The sequence below is a fragment of the Sphingomonas sp. DC5200-1 genome (assembly GCF_049897245.1).
GTDB classification, from domain to species: Bacteria; Pseudomonadota; Alphaproteobacteria; order Sphingomonadales; family Sphingomonadaceae; genus Sphingomonas; species Sphingomonas aquatilis.
Genome location: NZ_JAFCVW010000001.1, coordinates 353268 through 371558 on the forward strand (window position 1 = coordinate 353268; position 18291 = coordinate 371558).

General features: G+C 66.0%; 20 protein-coding genes. 7 read left to right on the forward strand and 13 right to left on the reverse strand.

Annotated elements, in window-relative coordinates; translation table 11 throughout:
- Positions 1 to 47: 47 nt before the first annotated feature.
- Genes sucD through mdh form a run of 3 tightly spaced genes read right to left on the reverse strand, consistent with a single transcriptional unit; the run spans position 48 to position 2306 of the window.
- Positions 48 to 932, reverse strand: coding sequence for a succinate--CoA ligase subunit alpha (sucD, locus tag ACP7A3_RS01620; RefSeq protein WP_147037432.1), 885 nt, complete (start codon positions 930 to 932; stop codon positions 48 to 50).
- Between the two features lie 56 nt (positions 933 to 988).
- On the reverse strand, positions 989 to 1291 hold the full coding sequence (locus ACP7A3_RS01625; RefSeq protein WP_426254733.1) for a GIY-YIG nuclease family protein: 303 nt from the start codon (positions 1289 to 1291) through the stop codon (positions 989 to 991).
- 52 nt (positions 1292 to 1343) lie between these two features.
- Positions 1344 to 2306: a malate dehydrogenase gene (gene mdh, locus ACP7A3_RS01630; RefSeq protein WP_426254734.1), complete on the reverse strand. Its 963-nt coding sequence runs from the start codon at positions 2304 to 2306 to the stop codon at positions 1344 to 1346.
- Between the two features lie 198 nt (positions 2307 to 2504).
- Here mdh and ACP7A3_RS01635 point away from each other — a divergent pair, with 198 nt between their 5' ends.
- Complete coding sequence (locus ACP7A3_RS01635; protein WP_426254952.1) at positions 2505 to 3626, forward strand: acyltransferase family protein; 1122 nt, start codon at positions 2505 to 2507, stop codon at positions 3624 to 3626.
- On the opposite strand, the gene zapE is transcribed toward ACP7A3_RS01635, so the two are convergent.
- From zapE to ACP7A3_RS01655, 4 genes are all read right to left on the reverse strand, one after another.
- A complete protein-coding gene (gene zapE / locus ACP7A3_RS01640) occupies positions 3565 to 4665 on the reverse strand; it encodes a cell division protein ZapE (RefSeq protein ID WP_426254735.1) in 1101 nt (366 codons plus the stop codon). The genes ACP7A3_RS01635 and zapE overlap by 62 nt on opposite strands.
- 179 nt (positions 4666 to 4844) lie before the next feature.
- Positions 4845 to 5315: a PaaI family thioesterase gene (locus tag ACP7A3_RS01645; RefSeq protein ID WP_426254736.1), complete on the reverse strand. Its 471-nt coding sequence runs from the start codon at positions 5313 to 5315 to the stop codon at positions 4845 to 4847.
- 5 nt (positions 5316 to 5320) lie between these two features.
- Positions 5321 to 6106: a succinate dehydrogenase iron-sulfur subunit gene (locus tag ACP7A3_RS01650; protein WP_043059011.1), complete on the reverse strand. Its 786-nt coding sequence runs from the start codon at positions 6104 to 6106 to the stop codon at positions 5321 to 5323.
- 75 nt (positions 6107 to 6181) lie between these two features.
- Positions 6182 to 6763, reverse strand: coding sequence for a ClpP family protease (locus ACP7A3_RS01655; RefSeq protein ID WP_426254737.1), 582 nt, complete (start codon positions 6761 to 6763; stop codon positions 6182 to 6184).
- Positions 6764 to 6903: 140 nt separating this feature from the next.
- On the opposite strand from ACP7A3_RS01655, the gene ACP7A3_RS01660 reads away from it, so the two are divergent.
- Genes ACP7A3_RS01660 through ACP7A3_RS01670 form a run of 3 tightly spaced genes read left to right on the forward strand, consistent with a single transcriptional unit; the run spans position 6904 to position 8419 of the window.
- Complete coding sequence (locus ACP7A3_RS01660) at positions 6904 to 7920, forward strand: SDR family oxidoreductase (protein ID WP_426254738.1); 1017 nt, start codon at positions 6904 to 6906, stop codon at positions 7918 to 7920.
- Complete coding sequence (locus ACP7A3_RS01665) at positions 7920 to 8189, forward strand: DUF1488 family protein (protein ID WP_426254739.1); 270 nt, start codon at positions 7920 to 7922, stop codon at positions 8187 to 8189. Before ACP7A3_RS01660 ends, ACP7A3_RS01665 begins: the two co-directional genes overlap by 1 nt.
- Entirely contained in the window at positions 8186 to 8419 is a 234-nt protein-coding gene (locus ACP7A3_RS01670) for a hypothetical protein (RefSeq protein WP_063689056.1), read from the forward strand. The genes ACP7A3_RS01665 and ACP7A3_RS01670 overlap by 4 nt, the downstream gene beginning before the upstream one ends.
- Before the next feature lie 154 nt (positions 8420 to 8573).
- Here ACP7A3_RS01670 and ACP7A3_RS01675 read toward each other — a convergent pair whose 3' ends face one another.
- The 6 genes from ACP7A3_RS01675 to ACP7A3_RS01700 all read right to left on the reverse strand — a co-directional run bounded on the left by ACP7A3_RS01675 (position 8574) and on the right by ACP7A3_RS01700 (position 13945).
- Positions 8574 to 10376: an acyl-CoA dehydrogenase C-terminal domain-containing protein gene (locus ACP7A3_RS01675; protein WP_426254740.1), complete on the reverse strand. Its 1803-nt coding sequence runs from the start codon at positions 10374 to 10376 to the stop codon at positions 8574 to 8576.
- Between the two features lie 4 nt (positions 10377 to 10380).
- Positions 10381 to 10806, reverse strand: a complete 426-nt coding sequence (locus tag ACP7A3_RS01680) for a MerR family transcriptional regulator (RefSeq protein ID WP_020486487.1) — start codon at positions 10804 to 10806, stop codon at positions 10381 to 10383.
- 31 nt (positions 10807 to 10837) lie between these two features.
- Positions 10838 to 11353 (reverse strand): hypothetical protein, encoded by a 516-nt coding sequence (locus tag ACP7A3_RS01685; protein WP_426254741.1) that lies wholly within the window; start codon positions 11351 to 11353, stop codon positions 10838 to 10840.
- On the reverse strand, positions 11350 to 11709 hold the full coding sequence (gene hisI / locus ACP7A3_RS01690; RefSeq protein ID WP_147035671.1) for a phosphoribosyl-AMP cyclohydrolase: 360 nt from the start codon (positions 11707 to 11709) through the stop codon (positions 11350 to 11352). The genes ACP7A3_RS01685 and hisI overlap by 4 nt, the downstream gene beginning before the upstream one ends.
- 95 nt (positions 11710 to 11804) lie before the next feature.
- Positions 11805 to 12218, reverse strand: a complete 414-nt coding sequence (locus ACP7A3_RS01695) for a MerR family transcriptional regulator (protein ID WP_043059007.1) — start codon at positions 12216 to 12218, stop codon at positions 11805 to 11807.
- A gap of 32 nt (positions 12219 to 12250) precedes the next feature.
- Positions 12251 to 13945, reverse strand: a complete 1695-nt coding sequence (locus ACP7A3_RS01700; protein WP_426254742.1) for a long-chain-fatty-acid--CoA ligase — start codon at positions 13943 to 13945, stop codon at positions 12251 to 12253.
- Positions 13946 to 14079: 134 nt separating this feature from the next.
- Between ACP7A3_RS01700 and ACP7A3_RS01705 the strand changes: the two genes are divergently transcribed.
- The 3 genes from ACP7A3_RS01705 to ACP7A3_RS01715 all read left to right on the forward strand — a co-directional run bounded on the left by ACP7A3_RS01705 (position 14080) and on the right by ACP7A3_RS01715 (position 18277).
- Positions 14080 to 15216 (forward strand): thiolase family protein, encoded by a 1137-nt coding sequence (locus tag ACP7A3_RS01705; RefSeq protein WP_331361012.1) that lies wholly within the window; start codon positions 14080 to 14082, stop codon positions 15214 to 15216.
- A gap of 1 nt (position 15217) precedes the next feature.
- Positions 15218 to 17536 (forward strand): 3-hydroxyacyl-CoA dehydrogenase NAD-binding domain-containing protein, encoded by a 2319-nt coding sequence (locus tag ACP7A3_RS01710; RefSeq protein WP_426254743.1) that lies wholly within the window; start codon positions 15218 to 15220, stop codon positions 17534 to 17536.
- 324 nt (positions 17537 to 17860) lie between these two features.
- A complete protein-coding gene (locus ACP7A3_RS01715; protein ID WP_017978711.1) occupies positions 17861 to 18277 on the forward strand; it encodes a DUF2147 domain-containing protein in 417 nt (138 codons plus the stop codon).
- Positions 18278 to 18291: the final 14 nt, after the last annotated feature.

Sequence of the window (18291 nt, forward strand, 5' to 3'; positions counted from 1 at the left end):
CTTCCGCGGCTCTGCCGCTCCCTCCCTCTCCCGCCGGGAGAGGGAGTTTACTTGTTCAGCACCTGCAGCAGGGTCGAACCCAGCTCGCTCGGCGACGCCGCGACCTTGATGCCGGCCGCTTCCATCGCCGCGATCTTGCTTTCCGCATCGCCCTTGCCACCCGACACGATCGCGCCGGCATGGCCCATGCGACGGCCGGGAGGCGCCGTGCGGCCCGCGATGAAGCCCGCCATCGGCTTGCTACGGCCACGCTTCGCCTCGTCGATCAGGAACTGCGCCGCCTGCTCTTCCGCATCGCCGCCGATCTCGCCGATCATGATGATCGACTGGGTTTCGTCATCGGCCAGGAACAGCTCCAGCACGTCGATGAAGTTGGTGCCGTTGACGGGGTCACCGCCGATGCCGACCGCAGTCGTCTGCCCCAGGCCAGCGTTCGAGGTCTGGAACACCGCCTCATAGGTCAGCGTGCCCGAGCGCGACACGACGCCGACCGAGCCCTTCTTGAAGATCGAACCCGGCATGATGCCGATCTTGCACTCGCCCGGCGTCAGCACGCCCGGGCAGTTCGGACCGATCAGACGCGACTTGGAACCCGACAAAGCGCGCTTCACCTTGACCATGTCGAGGACCGGAATGCCCTCGGTAATCGCGACGATCAGCGGGATTTCCGCGTCGATCGCTTCCAGGATCGAATCGGCCGCGAAGGGCGGCGGCACGTAGATGACCGACGCATCCGCGCCCGTCTTCGACTTGGCTTCGGCGACGGTGTTGAAGACCGGCAGGCCGATATGCTCGGTGCCGCCCTTGCCCGGCGTCACGCCGCCGACCATCTGCGTGCCGTACGCCAGCGCCTGCTGGGTGTGGAACGTGCCGGTTTCACCCGTCATGCCCTGGGTGATGACCTTGGTGTTCTTGTTGACGAGGATGCTCATCCGTCGGTTCCGTCCTTGTCCGCCCCGGCGAAGGCCGAGGCCCAGTTGCGATAGGGTTATGGCAGTGCGATGCGATCATACAGGTCATCCCATTCGGGATTGAGCCCTTCGATCTCACGCAGCTTCCAAAGCCGCTTCCAATTCTTCATTCGCAGTTCGCGTTGCCGCGCTGCTTCCCAGCTATCATGCACTTCGTACCAGACGAGCCGATGACACTGGTTGTCCCGCGTAAACCCAGCGACCACGTCGTTGCGGTGCTCCCACACTCGCCGCGGCAGATTGGTCGTCGAGCCGATATAGATCGTCCCGTTGCGACCGCTGGCCATGATGTAGACGAAAGCTTGCGCTTCGATCACCATAGCCAGCCCAACTGGGCCCCGGCCTTCGCCGGGGCGGTGTTATTCCTTTAAATTACGCCAGGCTCTCGTCGATACCCTTGCAGGCGACGAGCAGTTCCTTGACCGCATCGACCGAGACCTGAAGGTTGGCCTTCGCCTCGTCCGACAGCTTGACCTCGACGACCTTTTCGACGCCGCCGGCACCGATCACGACGGGTACGCCGACATAGAGGTTGTCGATGCCATACTCACCCGACAGGTGCGCCGCCGCAGGCAGGATGCGCTTCTGGTCGTAGAGATAGGCTTCGGCCATCGCGATGCCGCTGGTGGCGGGCGCGTAATAGGCCGAGCCGGTCTTGAGCAGCGCGACGATCTCGCCGCCGCCGCCGCGGGTGCGCTTGACGATCTCGTCGACCTTTTCCTTGGTCGAGAAGCCCATCTCGATCAGGTCGCTGACCGGAATGCCGCTGACGGTCGAATATTCGAGCACAGGGACCATGGTGTCGCCGTGACCGCCGAGCACGAAGGTGTTCACGTCCTTCACCGACACGCCGAACTCCTCGGCGAGGAAGTGCGAGAAGCGCGCCGAGTCGAGAACGCCCGCCATGCCGACGACCTTGTTCGCAGGAAGACCCGAGAATTCGCGCAGCGCCCAGACCATCGCATCGAGCGGGTTGGTGATGCAGATCACGAAGGCGTCGGGCGCGTTGTCGCGAATGCCCTCGCCGACCGCCTTCATCACCTTCAGGTTGATGCCGAGCAGATCGTCGCGGCTCATGCCGGGCTTGCGCGCGACACCGGCGGTGACGATGATGACGTCCGCGCCCGCGATGTCGGCGTAGTCGTTGGAACCCTTGATATTCGCGTCGAAGCCTTCGACCGGGCCGCACTGCGACAGGTCGAGCGCCTTGCCCTGGGGAACACCCTCGACGACGTCGAACAGGACGATATCGCCCAGCCCCTTGAGCGCGGCGAGGTGCGCCAGCGTGCCGCCGATGTTCCCGGCGCCGATCAGCGCGATCTTCTTGCGAGCCATTCCAATCCTACTCCATTGGCCCCAACGGGGCGAGGCGTGATTGGTCATGCCGCATAGGCCTGTTACGGCAGGGGCACAACCACCTAAAACTCGCCGGCTAGATTTATCGTCGATAACGGTTCGCAATAGCGATAGGCCCAGAAATAGGCTTTCGCTGATGGCTTGTTAACCTATCTCATATAGGCGCACGGCGTGGAAATGCCGCCTCTACGATCGGATCGCGCCCTGACTGCGATCGACGTGCTCCGCTTCGTCTGTGCGGCGATGGTGGTCGGCCATCATTATGGCCTTGCGTTTCCGATGACGCCGCCACGACCGCTCGCTGGCCTCTCGGTGGCTTCCATGCCCGCGCTGTGGTCCGGCTGGGTGGGGGTGGAGCTGTTCTTCGTCATCTCGGGCTACGTCATCCTGGCGACAGCCGAACGGCGCACGGCGCGACAGTTCCTCCGCGCACGCGTGCTGCGGCTGGTGCCGGCCGTGTGGATTTGCGCCACGATTACCGCGGCGCTGCTGCTCGCCGTCCCCGGCGCGGCCAGCGGCATCGTGGCGTTGGGATGGTTCGACGCGGTGGCGTTCATGCCCGTGGGTATCCAGATCGACGGGTCCTACTGGACGCTGGCGATCGAGATCGGCTTCTACGCGGTCGTAGCTGCCGCGCTCGCCTTCGGCAGGACCGAATGCGCGGGGTGGCGTGTGATCGTGTATTTGGGCGCGATCAGCCTCGATTACTGGATGATGCAGGCCGCATTCGCCAACGATCCCGCCTTTCCCACCCGCGCCCGCATGCTGACGCTTTTGCCACACGGTGCGTTCTTCGCGCTCGGTGCGGTGTTGCGACGCCTGTCGACGGGCCGGCGGTCATGGCAGCTTACCGGCTTTGCGATTGCACTGGCTTGGGCCTGCTGCTTCGAAATCGCCGTGCGTACGGCGACGTTCGCGCGGGACTATCGGCTGGCCTACAGCCCGCAGGAGCCGATCGCGCTCTTCTTGACCGGCGTCACCGTCATCGCGCTCGCGGTTCGTTTGCAACCGGCGATGGTGCGGATCATCCCCTCCCGCGCCGCGATCCGGCTCGGCCTTGCCACCTACCCCCTATACCTGATCCACCAAGCAGCCGGGGCGGTGGTGATCGCGTGGCTGATGGCCGCGGGCCTTCCCTATTATCCGGCAGCGATCCTGGTCGCGGGGCTTGCCCTGAGGTTCGCGCTGTGGTGCGCCGCCGTCCCCGAGCTCTGGTTGCGCGCCCACCTCGCCCGCGTCAGGCTGCCCCGTGCCCTTGCGCCAGATAGTCTTCCGATCGCATCTCCTCCAATCGGCTGACGGTGCGTTGGAATTCGAAACGTCCATCGCCTTCGGGGTAGAGTGCGTCCGGTTCGGCGTCTGCGGCGGCGAGTAGCTTCACTTTGTGTTCGTACAGCGCGTCGATCAGTTGGACGAAGCGCGCCGCCTCGTTGCGGTTTTCGGGGCCAAGCTGGGGAATGCCGACGAGGATCACCGTGTGATAGCGGCGGGCGATGGCGAGATAGTCGGCCGCGCCCCGCGCTTCCCCGCACAGTTTCTTGAACGAGAAGACGGCGACGCCCTTCAGCGTCTTGGGCACGTGAAGCGTACGCCCCTGCACGGCCAGATCCTCCGAGGGGATCGGTTCGGTCACCTCATGGTCGGTCAGGCGGAAAAAGGCCGCGGACAGGTTCGCGGTCGCTTCCGGCCCGTTGGGCACCAGCCAAGTGTTCTGCTGGCCCAGCCGATCGCGGCGATAGTCGATCGGACCATTCAGCGTCACGACGTCCAGCCGCGCCTCGATCAACGCGATGAAGGGCAGGAAGTGTTCGCGATTGAGGCCGTTCTTGTAGAGATCGCCCGGCGCGCGGTTGGAGGTCGTGACCATCGTCACGCCCGCCTCGATGAGCGCGGTGAACAGGCGGCTGAGGATCATCGCGTCGGGCGAGTTGGTGACCATCATCTCGTCGAAGGCCAGCAGCCGCGTCTCTTCGGCGAGCGCCGCAGCGACGGGAGCGATCGGATCGCCGCTTTCCTTGCGCCGTTCGATCGCGATCCGCCCGTGGACCTCGAGCATGAATTCCGAGAAGTGGACCCGGCGCTTCCGGTCGACCGCCACGTTCGCGAAGAAGAGGTCCATCAGCATCGATTTGCCCCGCCCGACATCGCCGAACATATAGACGCCGCGCGGCGCGGTGCCGCCGCGGCCGGTAAGGCGGGCGAACAGGCCGGCCTTTTTCGGGGCTTCGAGTTCGACGGCCAGCGTATCGAGACGGATGGCGGCGGCCCGTTGCTCCGCATCCGGGCGCAGTTCGCCCGCGGCGATGAGCGCATCATAAGCGGCGAGGACTTTGGTCATGTCAGGCTTTCGTGATGGTCTTTGCGCGGGCCATTCGCTCCACCGTCGCGCCGGACGTATTCAAGGATGTACCGGGCCGCGGGCGTATCGCTAGAGCCTCTAGCCAATCCCCTCGCCGCGGAGTGGACCCCGGAACACGTCCGGGGTGGCGAAGAGAGAAGTACCCACGTTATAGCAAATCACCGCAACGACGGCGGCGGGGTCGATTTGCGCAGGGTGCCGGTGAAGCTCGCGACCGTCGGCCATCCGTCCTGCACCACCAGCCCGCGCAGGAACAGCATCCGACCCGTCTCGCGGAGCAGTTCGATCCGCGCCTCCAGCGGCTCGCCGATCGCGCTGCCGCCGATGAACTGCGCCGACAGATCGAGCGTCACCGCTCCGCCCGCCTGCAACACCCCCAGTCCGCGGGCCGCGGCGAAGAGCGCAATGTCGATGAACCCCAACAGCGCACCGCCATGGACGTGGTCGCGCATGTTGGAATGCTCTCGGCGCGGCGTAATCCGCACGCGCGCGATACCATCCTCCACCCGAACGTGGAGCGGATCGAATGCCGAGTTGAACCGCCCCCGGTCGCGAAGCTGCCAGCGTTTCCAGCCGGGCAGCTCCGGATCGTCGTCGAACGAGAAAACGGGGGATTCCGGCGCGTCCACGATCCTTACAGGATGCGCTCGGCTTCCATCTTCTTGACCTCGGCGATCGCCTTGGCCGGGTTGAGACCCTTGGGGCAGGTGTTCGCGCAGTTCATGATCGTGTGGCAGCGATACAGGCGGAAGGGATCTTCCAGCTGATCGAGGCGCTCGCCGGTCATTTCGTCACGGCTATCGGCTAGCCAGCGATAGGCCTGGAGCAGGATCGCAGGCCCGAGGAACTTGTCGGCATTCCACCAATAGCTGGGGCACGATGTCGAGCAGCAGGCGCACAGGATGCACTCGTACAGGCCGTCGAGCTTCGCGCGATCCTCCGGCGACTGCAGCCGCTCCTTGCCCGAGGGCGGCGGGCTGACCGTCTGCATCCACGGCTTGATCGAGCTGTACTGCGCGTAGAAGTGCGTGAAATCGGGGACGAGATCCTTGATCACGTCCATCGACGGCAGCGGGGTGATCTTCACCTCGCCCTTCACGTCCTCAATCGCCGTGGTGCAGGCGAGGCCGTTGCGACCGTCGATGTTCATCGAGCACGATCCGCAAATGCCTTCGCGGCACGAGCGGCGGAAGGTGAGCGAGCTGTCCTGCTCCGCCTTCATCTTGATCAGCGCGTCGAGCACCATCGGGCCGCATTCGTCGAGATTGATCTCGAACGTGTCGTAGCGCGGGTTCTCGCCCGTGTCGGGGTCGTAGCGGTAGACCTTGAACGTCTTGATCCGCTTGGCGTCACCGGTCGCTTTATGGACCTTGCCCTTCGCCTTGACCTTGCTGTTCTTGGGCAGGGTGAACTCGGCCATCGCCGTGACGCTCCTTCGAAATGCTGCAATTGCGGTTATGCCTGTCGGACCGCGGACGCAACCCCTTTGGCACCGTCAGATGACGTCGAGCACCAGGCCACGGCTTCGCGCCTCTTCCGCCTCGATATACCAGTTGGAGGGCGCCTTTTCGCACAGCTCCTCGAACGAGACCGACGATCCGCGCACGATCTCGCGAAACCCTTCCTCCTGAATCTTGATCGATTCCTCGATCTCATGCAGCTTCGCCTTCAGCACCGCGGGCAGCGTCGTCAACGGACCGGAAAGCTGAACGCTGCTGCTCATCAGCCGCTCGTGCAGCATCAGGCGCGTACCGCGGGTGAGAAAGCGCTTCTCGACCGGGAAGGCCGCCATGAAGGTCGCGCCCGCCGAATAGACCGCGACCTTCCCTAGAAACAGCGTCTCGCGCCCGGTATAGTCGCGCAGCAGCTGGATATCGTCACCCATCGCTCGCCCCATCTCAGGGTCGCCGCCCAGCGTGGTCAACGACACGACGAGCGGCCCGTCCACCGGCGCTTCGGCCAGCTGCGTCTTGAAGCGGGCGTACATCATGTCGTCGACCGTCCCATGCAGCTGGATATGGGGGTGGGCGAGCAAGGGATATTTGCTCGCGGCGGTCTGGCGATCCTGATCGGTCATGGCGGCGCGAACCCGTTGCGCACGGCCGGAGTTCCCGACGACCGCCAAGGAATACGCCCTTCATGACACAATGTTAACGGAACCGCGCGGGACGGGCTGGGGTTCATACGCCCCGTCAGGAGAAGATCACCGTGGCCGCCATGCCCAAACCCTTAGCCGACCAGGTGATCGTTCTGACCGGCGCAAGCTCGGGGATCGGCCTCGCCACCGCCCGGATGGCGGCCGAACAGGGTGCGCGGGTGATGTTGGTAGCGCGCGACGACGGGTCGCTGCGCGAGATCGTGCGGACGATCACCGCGGCGGGCGGCACCGCAGACTGTTACGCCGCGGACGTCACCGATGCCGACGCGGTTCGCGCCGCGGCAGCCCATGCCCAGCAACGGTTCGGTCGGATCGATACCTGGGTGAATGCGGCGGGCAGTGCGATCTACGGCAAGCTTGCCGGATTGCCGCTGGACGAACATCGCGCGCTGTTCGACACGAATTACTTCGGCGTGGTGAACGGCTGTCAGGCGGCGATCCCCTATCTGCGGGACAGCGGCGGGACCCTGATCACGATCGGATCGATCGCATCCGACCTGCCCAGCCCGATCATGGGCGCCTATGCAGCGAGCAAACATGCGATCAAAGCCTATGTCGAGGCGCTGCGGATCGAACTGGCCGCGGACGACGTGCCGATCACGGTCACGCTGGTGAAGCCATCGGGGATCGATACCCCCATCGCTCAGCATGCGGTGAACCACGAGGCGGGCGAGGCGCAGATTCCGCCGCCCGTCTACGCTCCGGAGGTCGTGGCGCGCACGATCCTGTTCTGCGCCGCCCATCCGCGGCGCGACATTACCGTCGGCGGTGCCGGACGGGCGCAGGCATTGTTCGCCGCGCATTTTCCGCGCCTGTTCGAACGTCTCGCGCCGATCGCGGCGAAGACGTTCGTCGATCCGGCCAAGTCACAGCCCGCGCCAGCCAACCTGTTCGCCTCGACCGATACCGGCCGGGTGCGGTCCGGCGAGCACCCCGCGGCACGCCAGAAGAGCACCTACACCCGAGCGGCGCTGCACCCGGCGATCACCGCGACCGCCGCCGTGGCCACAGCCGGGATCGGCGCCCTGTTCTATCGCCGCCGCCGGCGGCTTACCCCCGATGCAAGGAACGAATGATGGCCGAAGACCGCGTTACGATCGACACGGCGAGCGTGTTCGACAACACCGCCGACCGCCAGGTCGAGTTTGCCGGCGAGGCGAGCGGCGAACGCTATGCCTTCGCGTTGCGCTATGATGTGCTGGAAGCCTTGGCCGGCGATGCGACATTCGATGTGATGCCGCTGTTCCAGCGCCACCGCGCGCGAATCCAGACGCTGGCCGCCGATGCGCTGGCGCGCGATCCCGATCAGGCGCTGGTGGTGATCAGCGAGAACGATCTCGCATGAGCGGCATCGACTGGCGGATGAGCGCGGTGCTGGCCAATGTCGACCGCGGTGGATCGGAATTGGCGGAGGTGACCAGCCTGGAGCAGGCGGTTCGGGCCTGGCTGGCGCTGGACAATGGCTTGCAGAACGAAGCGGTGTTGCGGCCGGAACGCGCCGTCGTGATCGACGGCGAGACGGTCGCGGCGTTCGAGGGACAGGCGATCCGCGCATTGGCGGACCGCCTGCCGTAGATCGATCCATCCCCGCGAAGCGAGGTGGCGACGTGGGACGCTAGCGGGGAGAGGGGATGCGGCGCCCTCAGCGTGTGCGGGGACGCCCCCTCCACCATTCGGCTGGCGCCGAACGGTCCCCCTCCCCGGGCTGCGCCGAGGGAGGAATAGGACGTTACGCTGCGCGGAACATTTCGGGCGGCAGCGCCATCACGCTCTCCGCGCCGCCTTCGATCTTGCGACGCAGTGCGCCGGCGTCCGGGCAGATACGCTCGGCGAAGAAGCGTGCGGTGACCAGCTTGGCGTCGAGGAAGGCCGCATCGCCCTCACCCGCCGCCTTCTGCTCGGCGGCCGCCTTGGCCATGCGCAGCCACATCAGGCCGGTCGCGACGATGCCCATCAGGTGCATGTAGGGCACCGCGCCCGCGCCGACGTTTTCCGGGTTCTTCATGCCATTGGCCATGAACCACATCGTCGCGGCTTGTAGCTCGCCCAGCGCCTTCTTCAGCGCCGTCGCGATGCCGGCGGTCGCCTCGATACCCTCGGCCGCCGCGGTTTCCTCGGTCACGATCTTGAACAGCGCCTGCACCGCGCGACCGCCCTTGGTGGCGAGCTTGCGGCCGACGAGGTCCATCGCCTGCACGCCGTTGGTGCCTTCGTAGATCATCGCGATCCGGGCATCGCGGACGTACTGCTCCATGCCCCATTCCTGGATGTAGCCGTGACCGCCGTACACCTGCTGCGCGTTGGTCGCGATCTCATAGCCCTTGTCGGTGCCGACGCCCTTGATAACGGGGGTGAGCAGGCCGATCAGGTCGCCCGCCATCTCACGCTCTTCCTCGGTGCCGGCATTATGCTCCAGGTCGACCTGCAGCGCCCCCCACAGGCACAAAGCGCGCAGGCCTTCGGTCCAGGCCTTCGCCTCCATCAGCATGCGGCGCACGTCGGGGTGGACGAACAGCGTATCCGCCTTTTCGTTCGGCTCCTTGGGGCCGGTCAGTGCGCGGCCCTGACGGCGGTCGCCGGCGTATTGCACGGCGTTCTGATAGGCGACTTCGGCGATGGCGAGGCCCTGAAGGCCGACGCCGAGACGTGCGGCGTTCATCATGATGAACATTGCGGCCAGGCCCTTCATCTCCTCGCCGACCAGCCAGCCCTTCGCACCGTCATAGTTCATGACGCAGGTCGAATTGGCGTGGATACCCATCTTGTGCTCGATCGAGCCGCAGGTGACGGCGTTGCGCTCACCCAGGCTGCCATCCTCGTTCACCAGCACCTTGGGCACCACGAACAGCGAAATACCCTTCGAACTGTCCGGCGCACCTGGCGTCTTGGCGAGGACGAGGTGGATGATGTTGTCGGTCAAGTCGTGCTCACCGGCCGAGATGAAGATCTTGGTGCCGGTGATCGCATACGATCCGTCGGCCTGCGGCTCCGCCTTGGTGCGGATCAGGCCCAGGTCGGTGCCGCACTGCGGCTCGGTGAGGTTCATCGTGCCGCCCCATTCGCCCGACACCATCTTGGGGACGTACATCGCCTGCTGCTCGGGGCTGCCCTTGGCGATCAGCGCGGCGATCGCGCCGTGGGTGAGGCCCGGATACATGGCGAAAGCCATGTTCGACGAGATCATATATTCCTGGAACGCGATCGACACGACGTGCGGCATGCCCTGCCCGCCATGTTCGGGCAGGTTGCCCAGCGTCGCCCAGCCGCTCTCGACATATTGCTTATAGGCTTCCTTGAACCCCTTGGGCGTCGTGACGCTGCCGTCTTCGTGGCGGGTGCAGCCTTCCTGGTCGCCCGACTGGTTGATCGGGAACAGAACCTCGGCGACGAAACGGCCGCCTTCCTCCAGCACCGCCTCGACGACGTCGGGGGTGGCGGCATCGAAGCCGGGCAGGTTGCTGTAGTTCTGCAGGCCGACAACATGCTCCAGCAAGAAGCGGGTGTCGCGGACGGGGGGCGTATACTGGGGCATCCGATTATCCTTGCTGTTCGGTATTGTGGACGGCCGAAACGACCTCCACGAATTCGGTGAGTTCGGCGATGGCGGCGTCGATATCCTGCTTCTGCCGTTCGAGCAGCGCGATGCGCGCCTGGCAGCGGTCGATCGACACCTGCCGCTGCACGCGGCGACCGTCGCCCAGATCGTACAGGTCGATCATCTCGCGGATCTCGCTCAGGCTGAACCCGACGCGCTTGCCGCGCAGGATCCAGGCGAGACGCGCGCGGTCGCGGTGCGAATAGATGCGCTGCGTGCCGCGTCGCTCGGGCGCGATCAGGCCTTCATCCTCATAGAAGCGCAGCGCCCGCGCGGTGACGCCGAACTCCTCGGACAGGTCCGAGATCGTAAAATGGTCGCGATCGTGGCGATGTTCGATCATCGCATAAGCGGGAGACGAAGCCATGCGCTCCGACTACATCACGTTTACGTCAACGTCAATTGGCTGACGCGGTGGCGCACAGCAATTTTCCGCCCGGCGTCCGCAGCGTTTCCGCCTCCGCCGTCGACGTACTGAGCCGCTCGACGGTCAGCGCGGCGAGGGAGGCGCGGCCGGTACACAGGCTGTCGCAGCTCGCCGGCAGCTCCGCTGGAAAGACGATTCGGTCGCCTTCGAACCGCGCCTCGAAACGGCAGGCGCCGAAGGCCACTTGCACGCGGTCTCCGCTGCGCCGGGCGATGCCGGACGCCGCGCACCCCTGCCCCTCGCCGTAATCGACGAGCGCTCCCAGCCGCAGCATGCCTTTCGCACCTGGCACGACGCAGACGCGATCGGTGTCCAGCGCCCAGGAGCCGAGCAGATCGGCGCGTGTCGGATCATCGATCAGGCCGGTGCGGATCGCCGCCGCTTCCAGCCGCGCACCGGCCGTCGCGGCGTCGGAGGACTGCTGCGGTCGCGATCCGCAGCCCGCCAGCAGGACGGCCGCCGCCGCCAGCGCCGGCAACGCCTTCATGCGACGCGAATGAGCCGATCGCCATCGATCCGCCGGTAGAAGCAGCTCGTCGCCCCGGTGTGACACGCGGGGCCGGCCGGATCGGCGATGATCCAGAGCGCATCCTGATCGCAGTCGATCCGCATCTCAACGACGCGCAGGACGTTGCCCGAGGTTTCGCCCTTCTTCCACAGCCGGCCGCGGCTACGCGACCAGAAGGTGGCCTCGCCGCTCGATTGGGTCGCGGCCAGCGCCTCGGCGTTCATATGCGCCACCATCAGCAGCGCGCCATCGCGCGTGGTGACGACCGCGGTGATGAGGCCGGCGGCGTCGTATTTGGGATCGAGGGTCGGGTCGGTTTCGCGCGGGTCGGACATGCGATCCTCCTACCGCCCGACCGCGGCATTGGCGAGAGCCGGTCGCGCCATCCATGTCACCACACTGGACGGCGAGCGGGTTGACGGAGGAAGTGTTACCCCGCCGCCCGTTGCGCTTCCGGTTCGTGCGCATGCACGCGGGCGAGCGCCTCGCCTTCGAGCTTGGCCAATTCGCCCAAAGTCTGGTCGAGCGCATCGCGCTGCTTTTCCAGTTCCTCGATCCGCATGCGGACCCGCTCGGCCAGCGCGCGCATCTGTTCGAGATGCTGGGGGTCCGCGTCGTACAGGTCGAGGAATTCGGCGATGTCGGTCAGCGAAAACCCCAGCCGTTTGCCGCGCAGGATCAGTTGCATCCGGGCGATCTCGCGCCGACGATAGACGCGTGTCGTCCCGATGCGGCAGGGCTCGATCAGCCCCTTGTCTTCATAGAAGCGCAGGGTTCGCGGCGTGATGCCGAGCATGTCGGCCACCTCCTGAATACCCTGCAATTCGCCTCTGTCCTCGTTCACCCCTTGCACCCTCACCTGAGGCGAGCCGGCGTCTAGCGCGCCGCCTTCGCCATTTCCTCTTCGACCAGCTCCTTTTTGGAAAGCTTGCCGATCAACGTCTTGGGTAGACTGTCGCGGATTTCCACCTCGCGGGGAAGCTCGATCTTGCTGATCTTGTCGCGCAGGAAGTCACGCAGGTCGGCGCCCGTTACGCTGCCTGGTTCAGACAGGACGACGAAGGCCTTGGGCGCCTGGCCGCGATGCGCATCGGGTACGCCGATCACGACGGCTTCGACGACGGCGGGATGCTCGTACAGCGCCTCTTCGATGACGCGCGGATAGACGTTGTAGCCGCCGCACAGGATCATGTCCTTGATCCGGTCGACGATGAAGAGATAGCCGTCGTCGTCGAGATAGCCGACGTCGCCCGTCCGCAGCGCACCATCGGCGAAGGCCGCATCGGTTTCGGCAGGCTTGTGCCAATAGCCCTTCATGACCTGCGGCCCGCGCGCGCAGATTTCGCCCTTCTCGCCCTTGGGCATGATGCGCGACGGGTCTTCGCGATCGCGGATCTCGATCGTCGTGCCGGGGAAGGGCAGACCTGCCGAGCCTTCCTTGTTGACGCCGTCGAACGGATTGCAGGTGATGATCGGCGAGGCTTCGGACAGGCCATAGCCCTCGACCAGCTTCGCGCCGGTGTTCGTCTCGAACGCGTGGCGCACCTCGATCGGCAGCGGCGCGCCGCCCGAAATGCAGACCTTGATCGCGGACAGGTCGGGACGCTGCCCCTCCCCCAGATTGGCGAGCGCATTGTAGATCGTGGGCACCGCCGGGAAATAGGTTGGCCGGGTGCGCTTCAGCGTGCCGAGCAACTGCTTCATTTCAAAGCGCGGCAGCAGGATCATCTCCGCACCGACCAACGTCGAGAAGGTCAGCACGTTGGTCAGCGCGAAGACGTGGAAGAGTGGCAAGACACCGAGCACGCGATCCTGGTCGGGCGTCTCGCCGCCGACATGGACCAGCATCGCATCGGTGTTCGCGACGATATTCGCGTGGGAAAGCATCGCCGCCTTGGGCACGCCGGTGGTGCCGCCGGTATATTGCAGCACCGCCACCTCGTCCGGCGCGACCGCAACGGGAGCAGGCGTGGCGCGCTTCGCCATCAGGTCGGCGAAGAACAGATGACGCGCGTCTCGCGGGGCGCGGCCGATCTCCTGACGCTTGACCAGCTTGTAGGCGAATTTCTTGATCGTCGGCAGGGCATCGGCGATCGGGCAGGTGATGACGTGGCGCATGCCCGCTTCGCCCGCGACCTTCAGCACCCGCGCCTGAATTTCGGCGACATCGGGCGTCGCGATGATCTCCGCGCCCGAATCGTGGATCAGGTGCGCGAGCTCACGCTCGACGTAGAGCGGGTTGACGTTGACGACGATGCCGCCCGCCTTCAGCGTCGCGAAGAACAGGATCGGATAATAAGGCGTATTCGGCAGGCAGAGCGCGACGCGCGTCCCCTTCACCACGCCCAGCGCCTGCAACCCCGCCGCGGCGCGGTCGACCGCCTTGCCGAGGTCGCCCCAGCTGGTGACGGACCCCATGAAATCGATCGCCGCGCGGCCGGGAAAGCGTGCGACGGTATGGTCGAGCAGGTCGCCGAGCAGGCGCGGCCGACTCGGCAGCGGCACGCCCTGCTTGATCGCCAGCGGCGCTGCACCCTGCGCCGTCGTTCCGGCGGTGGCGGTGTCGCTCATTCCCTCATCCTCTCATGCGCATCATCGAGCATATTGTCGGCTCGATCCACTTGACGTAATGGGAAGGTATCGCACCTATACGGCATCACGCAAGTCTGCGCTTGCATCCCGATGCCTGCCAAAGAGAGGATTTCATGACCAACGTCGTCATCGCCGGTTATGCGCGCTCGCCGTTCCACCTCGCCGGCAAGGGCGCCCTCGCCCGCGTCCGTCCCGACGATCTTGCCGCGCAGACGATTCGCGGCCTGATCGAAAAGACCGGCGTCGACGCCGCCGAGATCGAGGACATCATCCTGGGCTGCGCCTTCCCCGAAGGCGAACAGGGCCTTAACGTTGCACGGATGATCGGGTTGCTCGCGGACCTGCCGTTGTCGGTCGGCGGCATGACGGTGAACCGGTTCTGCGGATCGTCGATGAGCGCGATCCACATCGCGATGGGCCAGATACAGATCGGTGCGGGCGAGGCGTTCATCTGCGCCGGCCTGGAATCGATGAGCCGCGTGCCGATGGGCGGCTACAACCCCCTGCCCAACCCCGTTCTCGCGAAGAAGAATGCGGGTGCGTACATGGGCATGGGCGACACGGCGGAGAATGTCGCGACCAAATATCAGATCACGCGCGGCGAACAGGATGCGTTCGCGGTCAAGAGCCAGCAGAAGGCCGCTGCCGCGCGCGCCGATGGCCGGCTGAGCGATGAGATCGTGCCGATCCAGACGAAGGCCGGCACGGTCAGCGAAGACGGCACGATCCGTCCCGACACCACCGTCGAAGCGCTGGGCGGCCTGAAGCCCGCGTTCAGCCAGGACGGATCGGTCACCGCCGGCACCTCGTCGCCGCTGACCGATGGCGCGAGCGCGGTCCTCGTCACCTCGGAAGAGTTCGCGAAGAAGCACGGCCTCAAGATCCTCGCCCGCATCAAGGCGGTCGGCGTGTCGGGCATCGAGCCGGAGACGATGGGCCTCGGCCCGATCAGCGCCTCGCAGAAGGCGCTGGCGCGCGCCGGCGTGTCGGTCGGCGACCTCGACGTCGTCGAGATCAACGAAGCCTTCGCCAGCCAGGCGATCGCCTGCATCCGCGACCTCGGCCTGAAGGACGAGACGATCAACCTCGACGGCGGCGCGATTGCGATCGGCCATCCGCTCGGCGCGACCGGCGCGCGCATCGTCGGCAAGGCGGCGGCGCTGCTGGAGCGCGAGGGCGGTCGCTACGCACTGGCGACCCAGTGCATCGGCGGCGGCCAGGGCATCGCCACGGTGCTGGAGCGCGCATAACATGAGCGAATCCATCAAAAAGGTGTGCGTGATCGGTGCGGGCGTCATGGGCGTCGGCATCGCCGCACAGGTCGCCAACGCCGGCATTCCCGTGCTCCTGCTCGATATCGTCCCCAAGGAGGGTGACGATCGCGACGCGGTGGCCAAGAATGCGGTCGCCAAGATGCTCAAGACCGAACCCGCGCCCTTCATGTCGAAGGGTGCGGCCAAGCTGGTCGAGACGGGCAATATCGACGACCATCTCGATCGCGTCGCCGAGTGCGACTGGATCGTCGAGGCGATCGTCGAACGGCTCGACATCAAGCAGGCGCTCTACGCCAAGCTTGAGGCGCTCAAGCGCCCCGGCACCGCGGTCAGCTCGAACACGTCGACCATTCCGCTCGGCCATCTGGTCGACGGGCGCTCGGACCAGTTCAAGGCCGACTTCCTCATCACGCACTTCTTCAATCCGCCACGCTACATGCGGCTGATCGAGATCGTGCGCGGCGAACGCACCGACGCGGCGGTGGCCGAAAAGGTCGAGGACTTCGTCGATCGCTTCATGGGCAAGCGGATCGTCCGCGCCAAGGACACGCCGGGCTTCATCGCCAACCGCATCGGCACCTATTGGCTCGCCGTCGCGATCAATGCGGCGATGGACCAGGGCCTGACCGTCGAGGAGGCCGACCAGATCGGCGGCCGCCCGGTGGGCGTGCCCAAGACGGGCATCTTCGGCCTCGTCGACCTCGTCGGCGTCGACCTGATGCCGCTGCTGTCGAAGAGCCTGTCGTCCACGCTGCCGCAGGGCGACCCCTATTTCAACACCGTCCGCCCGATGCCGCTGGTCGACAAGATGATCGCCGAGGGCTTCACGGGTCGCAAGGGCAAGGGCGGCTTCTATCGCTTCGACAAGGCGACCAAGACCAAGCTCGCGCTCGATCTGGCCACCGGCGAGTATCGCGGTGGGCAGAAGCCCGCGCCGCTGCCGCCCAAGGCGGAAAAGGATCTGGGCGCGCTGATCGCAACGCCGGGCAAGGTCGGCGACTATGCCTGGGAGATCTTGGGCAAGACCTTGTCCTATGCGGCGATGCTGGTCGGCGAAGCCGCGGACGATATCGTCGCGATCGATGATGCGATGAAGCTCGGCTATAATTGGAAGTTCGGCCCGTTCGAGCTGCTCGACCGGATCGGTGCCGCCACCTTCGCGCAGCGGCTGCGCGACGAAGGCCGCAGCGTTCCCGCGATCCTCGAGACGGCCGGCGACCGCAGCTTCTACCGCGTCGTCGAGGGCAAGCGCCAGTTCCTGGGCACGGACGGCGACTATCATGACGTCGTCCGCGGCGATGGCGTGCTGCTGCTCGAGGACATCAAGCTGCGCTCCGAGCCGCTGCTCAAGAACGCATCGGCGGCTTTGTGGGATGTCGGCGACGGCGTCGCCGCGCTCGAGTTCACCACCAAGATGAACGCGCTCGACGGCGAGATCATGAGCCTGATCCAGCAGGCCATCCCGCTGGTGCAGGATCGCTTCAAGGCGCTGGTGATCTACAACGAAGGCTCGAACTTCTCGGCCGGCGCCAACCTCGGCATGGCAATGTTCGCCGTCGCCGCGGGCATGTGGGGCGAGATCGAAAAGCTGATCGCGGGCGGGCAGCAGGCGTTGAAGGCGCTAAAATACGCTCCCTTCCCCGTCGTCGCGGCGCCGGCCGGCATGGCGCTGGGCGGCGGCTGCGAGGTCGTGCTCCACGCCGATGCGGTGCAGGCGCATGCCGAAAGCTACATCGGTCTGGTCGAGTGCGGCGTCGGCCTGCTGCCCGGCTGGGGCGGCAACGGCGAGCTGCTCGATCGCCTCGCCAAGGCGCCGATGATGCCGCGCGGGCCGATGCCCGCCGTCGCCAAGGCGTTCGAGACGATCTCGACCGCGCAGGTGTCGAAGTCGGCCGCGCTGGCGAAGGAGATGATGTTCCTCAAAGCCAGCGACGGCATCACGATGAATCGCGACCGCCTGCTCGCCGACGCCAAAGCCAAGGCGCTTAGCCTGGTCGATGGCTATAAGGCGCCGGAAAAGCCGACCTTCCGCCTGCCGGGCGAAAGCGGCCGCACCGGCATCGCCGGCGTCGTCGAAGGCTTCCGCAAGAAGGGCATGGCGACCGAATATGACGAGGTCGTCTCTGGCCGGCTCGCGACGGTGCTGACCGGCGGCGAGGCCGATCTGGTCGATACCGTGCAGGAGGATGACCTGCTGACGCTGGAGCGTGCCGCGTTCATGGAGGCCGTACGCGATCCGCGGACGCAGGCGCGCGTGCAGCAGATGCTGACCACGGGGAAGCCGCTGCGCAACTGACGCTGCCCCGGGCGGGGTTCAGGGCTTGCGCATGCGAGGCCTGGAACCGCCCGGGCGCATGGCGGTTGGCACGAGCCGATGTCGCCCGCGCAAAAAGATGCTTTAAGCACCGCGGTTTACGTCATCACCCTTGACACACCGCGCCCCGGAGTTAGGCGGGCATCAGATTGCCGTAAACGGCATCTGGCTCGCCAATAGGTCATGGCCCGGCATCGGGCGGCCTCCGCGGCGCCACAATGCGACCGTACAGATACGGCGCAAGGCTTGAACGGCTTGTTCGATGGGCGCGGCCGTTCGCGTCCATCCGGGAGAGGAGAAGGAACCATGTCCCTGATGTTGATTGGCGCGCTGCTGGCCGCGGCCCCTGCGCCCGCCCCCACCCCCGACGTCGCGCTGGGCCGGTGGAAGACCGAGACGCGCAACGGCATCGTCGAAATCCAGCGCTGCGGCGCGTCGATCTGCGGCCGGCTGATCTCGTCCGAACTGCTCCGCCAGCAGCCCGACCTGAAGGACGTCAACAATCAGGATCCGGCGCAGCGCGGCCGCCTGCTGAAGGGGCTGTTGCTGATCAGCGGCTTCACCGCCGATGGCGATGCCTGGAGCGGCGGCAAGATCTACAACCCCGACGACGGCAAGACGTACAAGGCGAAGGTGACGCCCGTCGACGCCAACACGCTGAAGGTGCGTGGCTGCGTGTTCGTGCCGCTCTGCAAGACGCAGACCTGGACGCGCGTGCGCTGATCCGACCCGTTTCG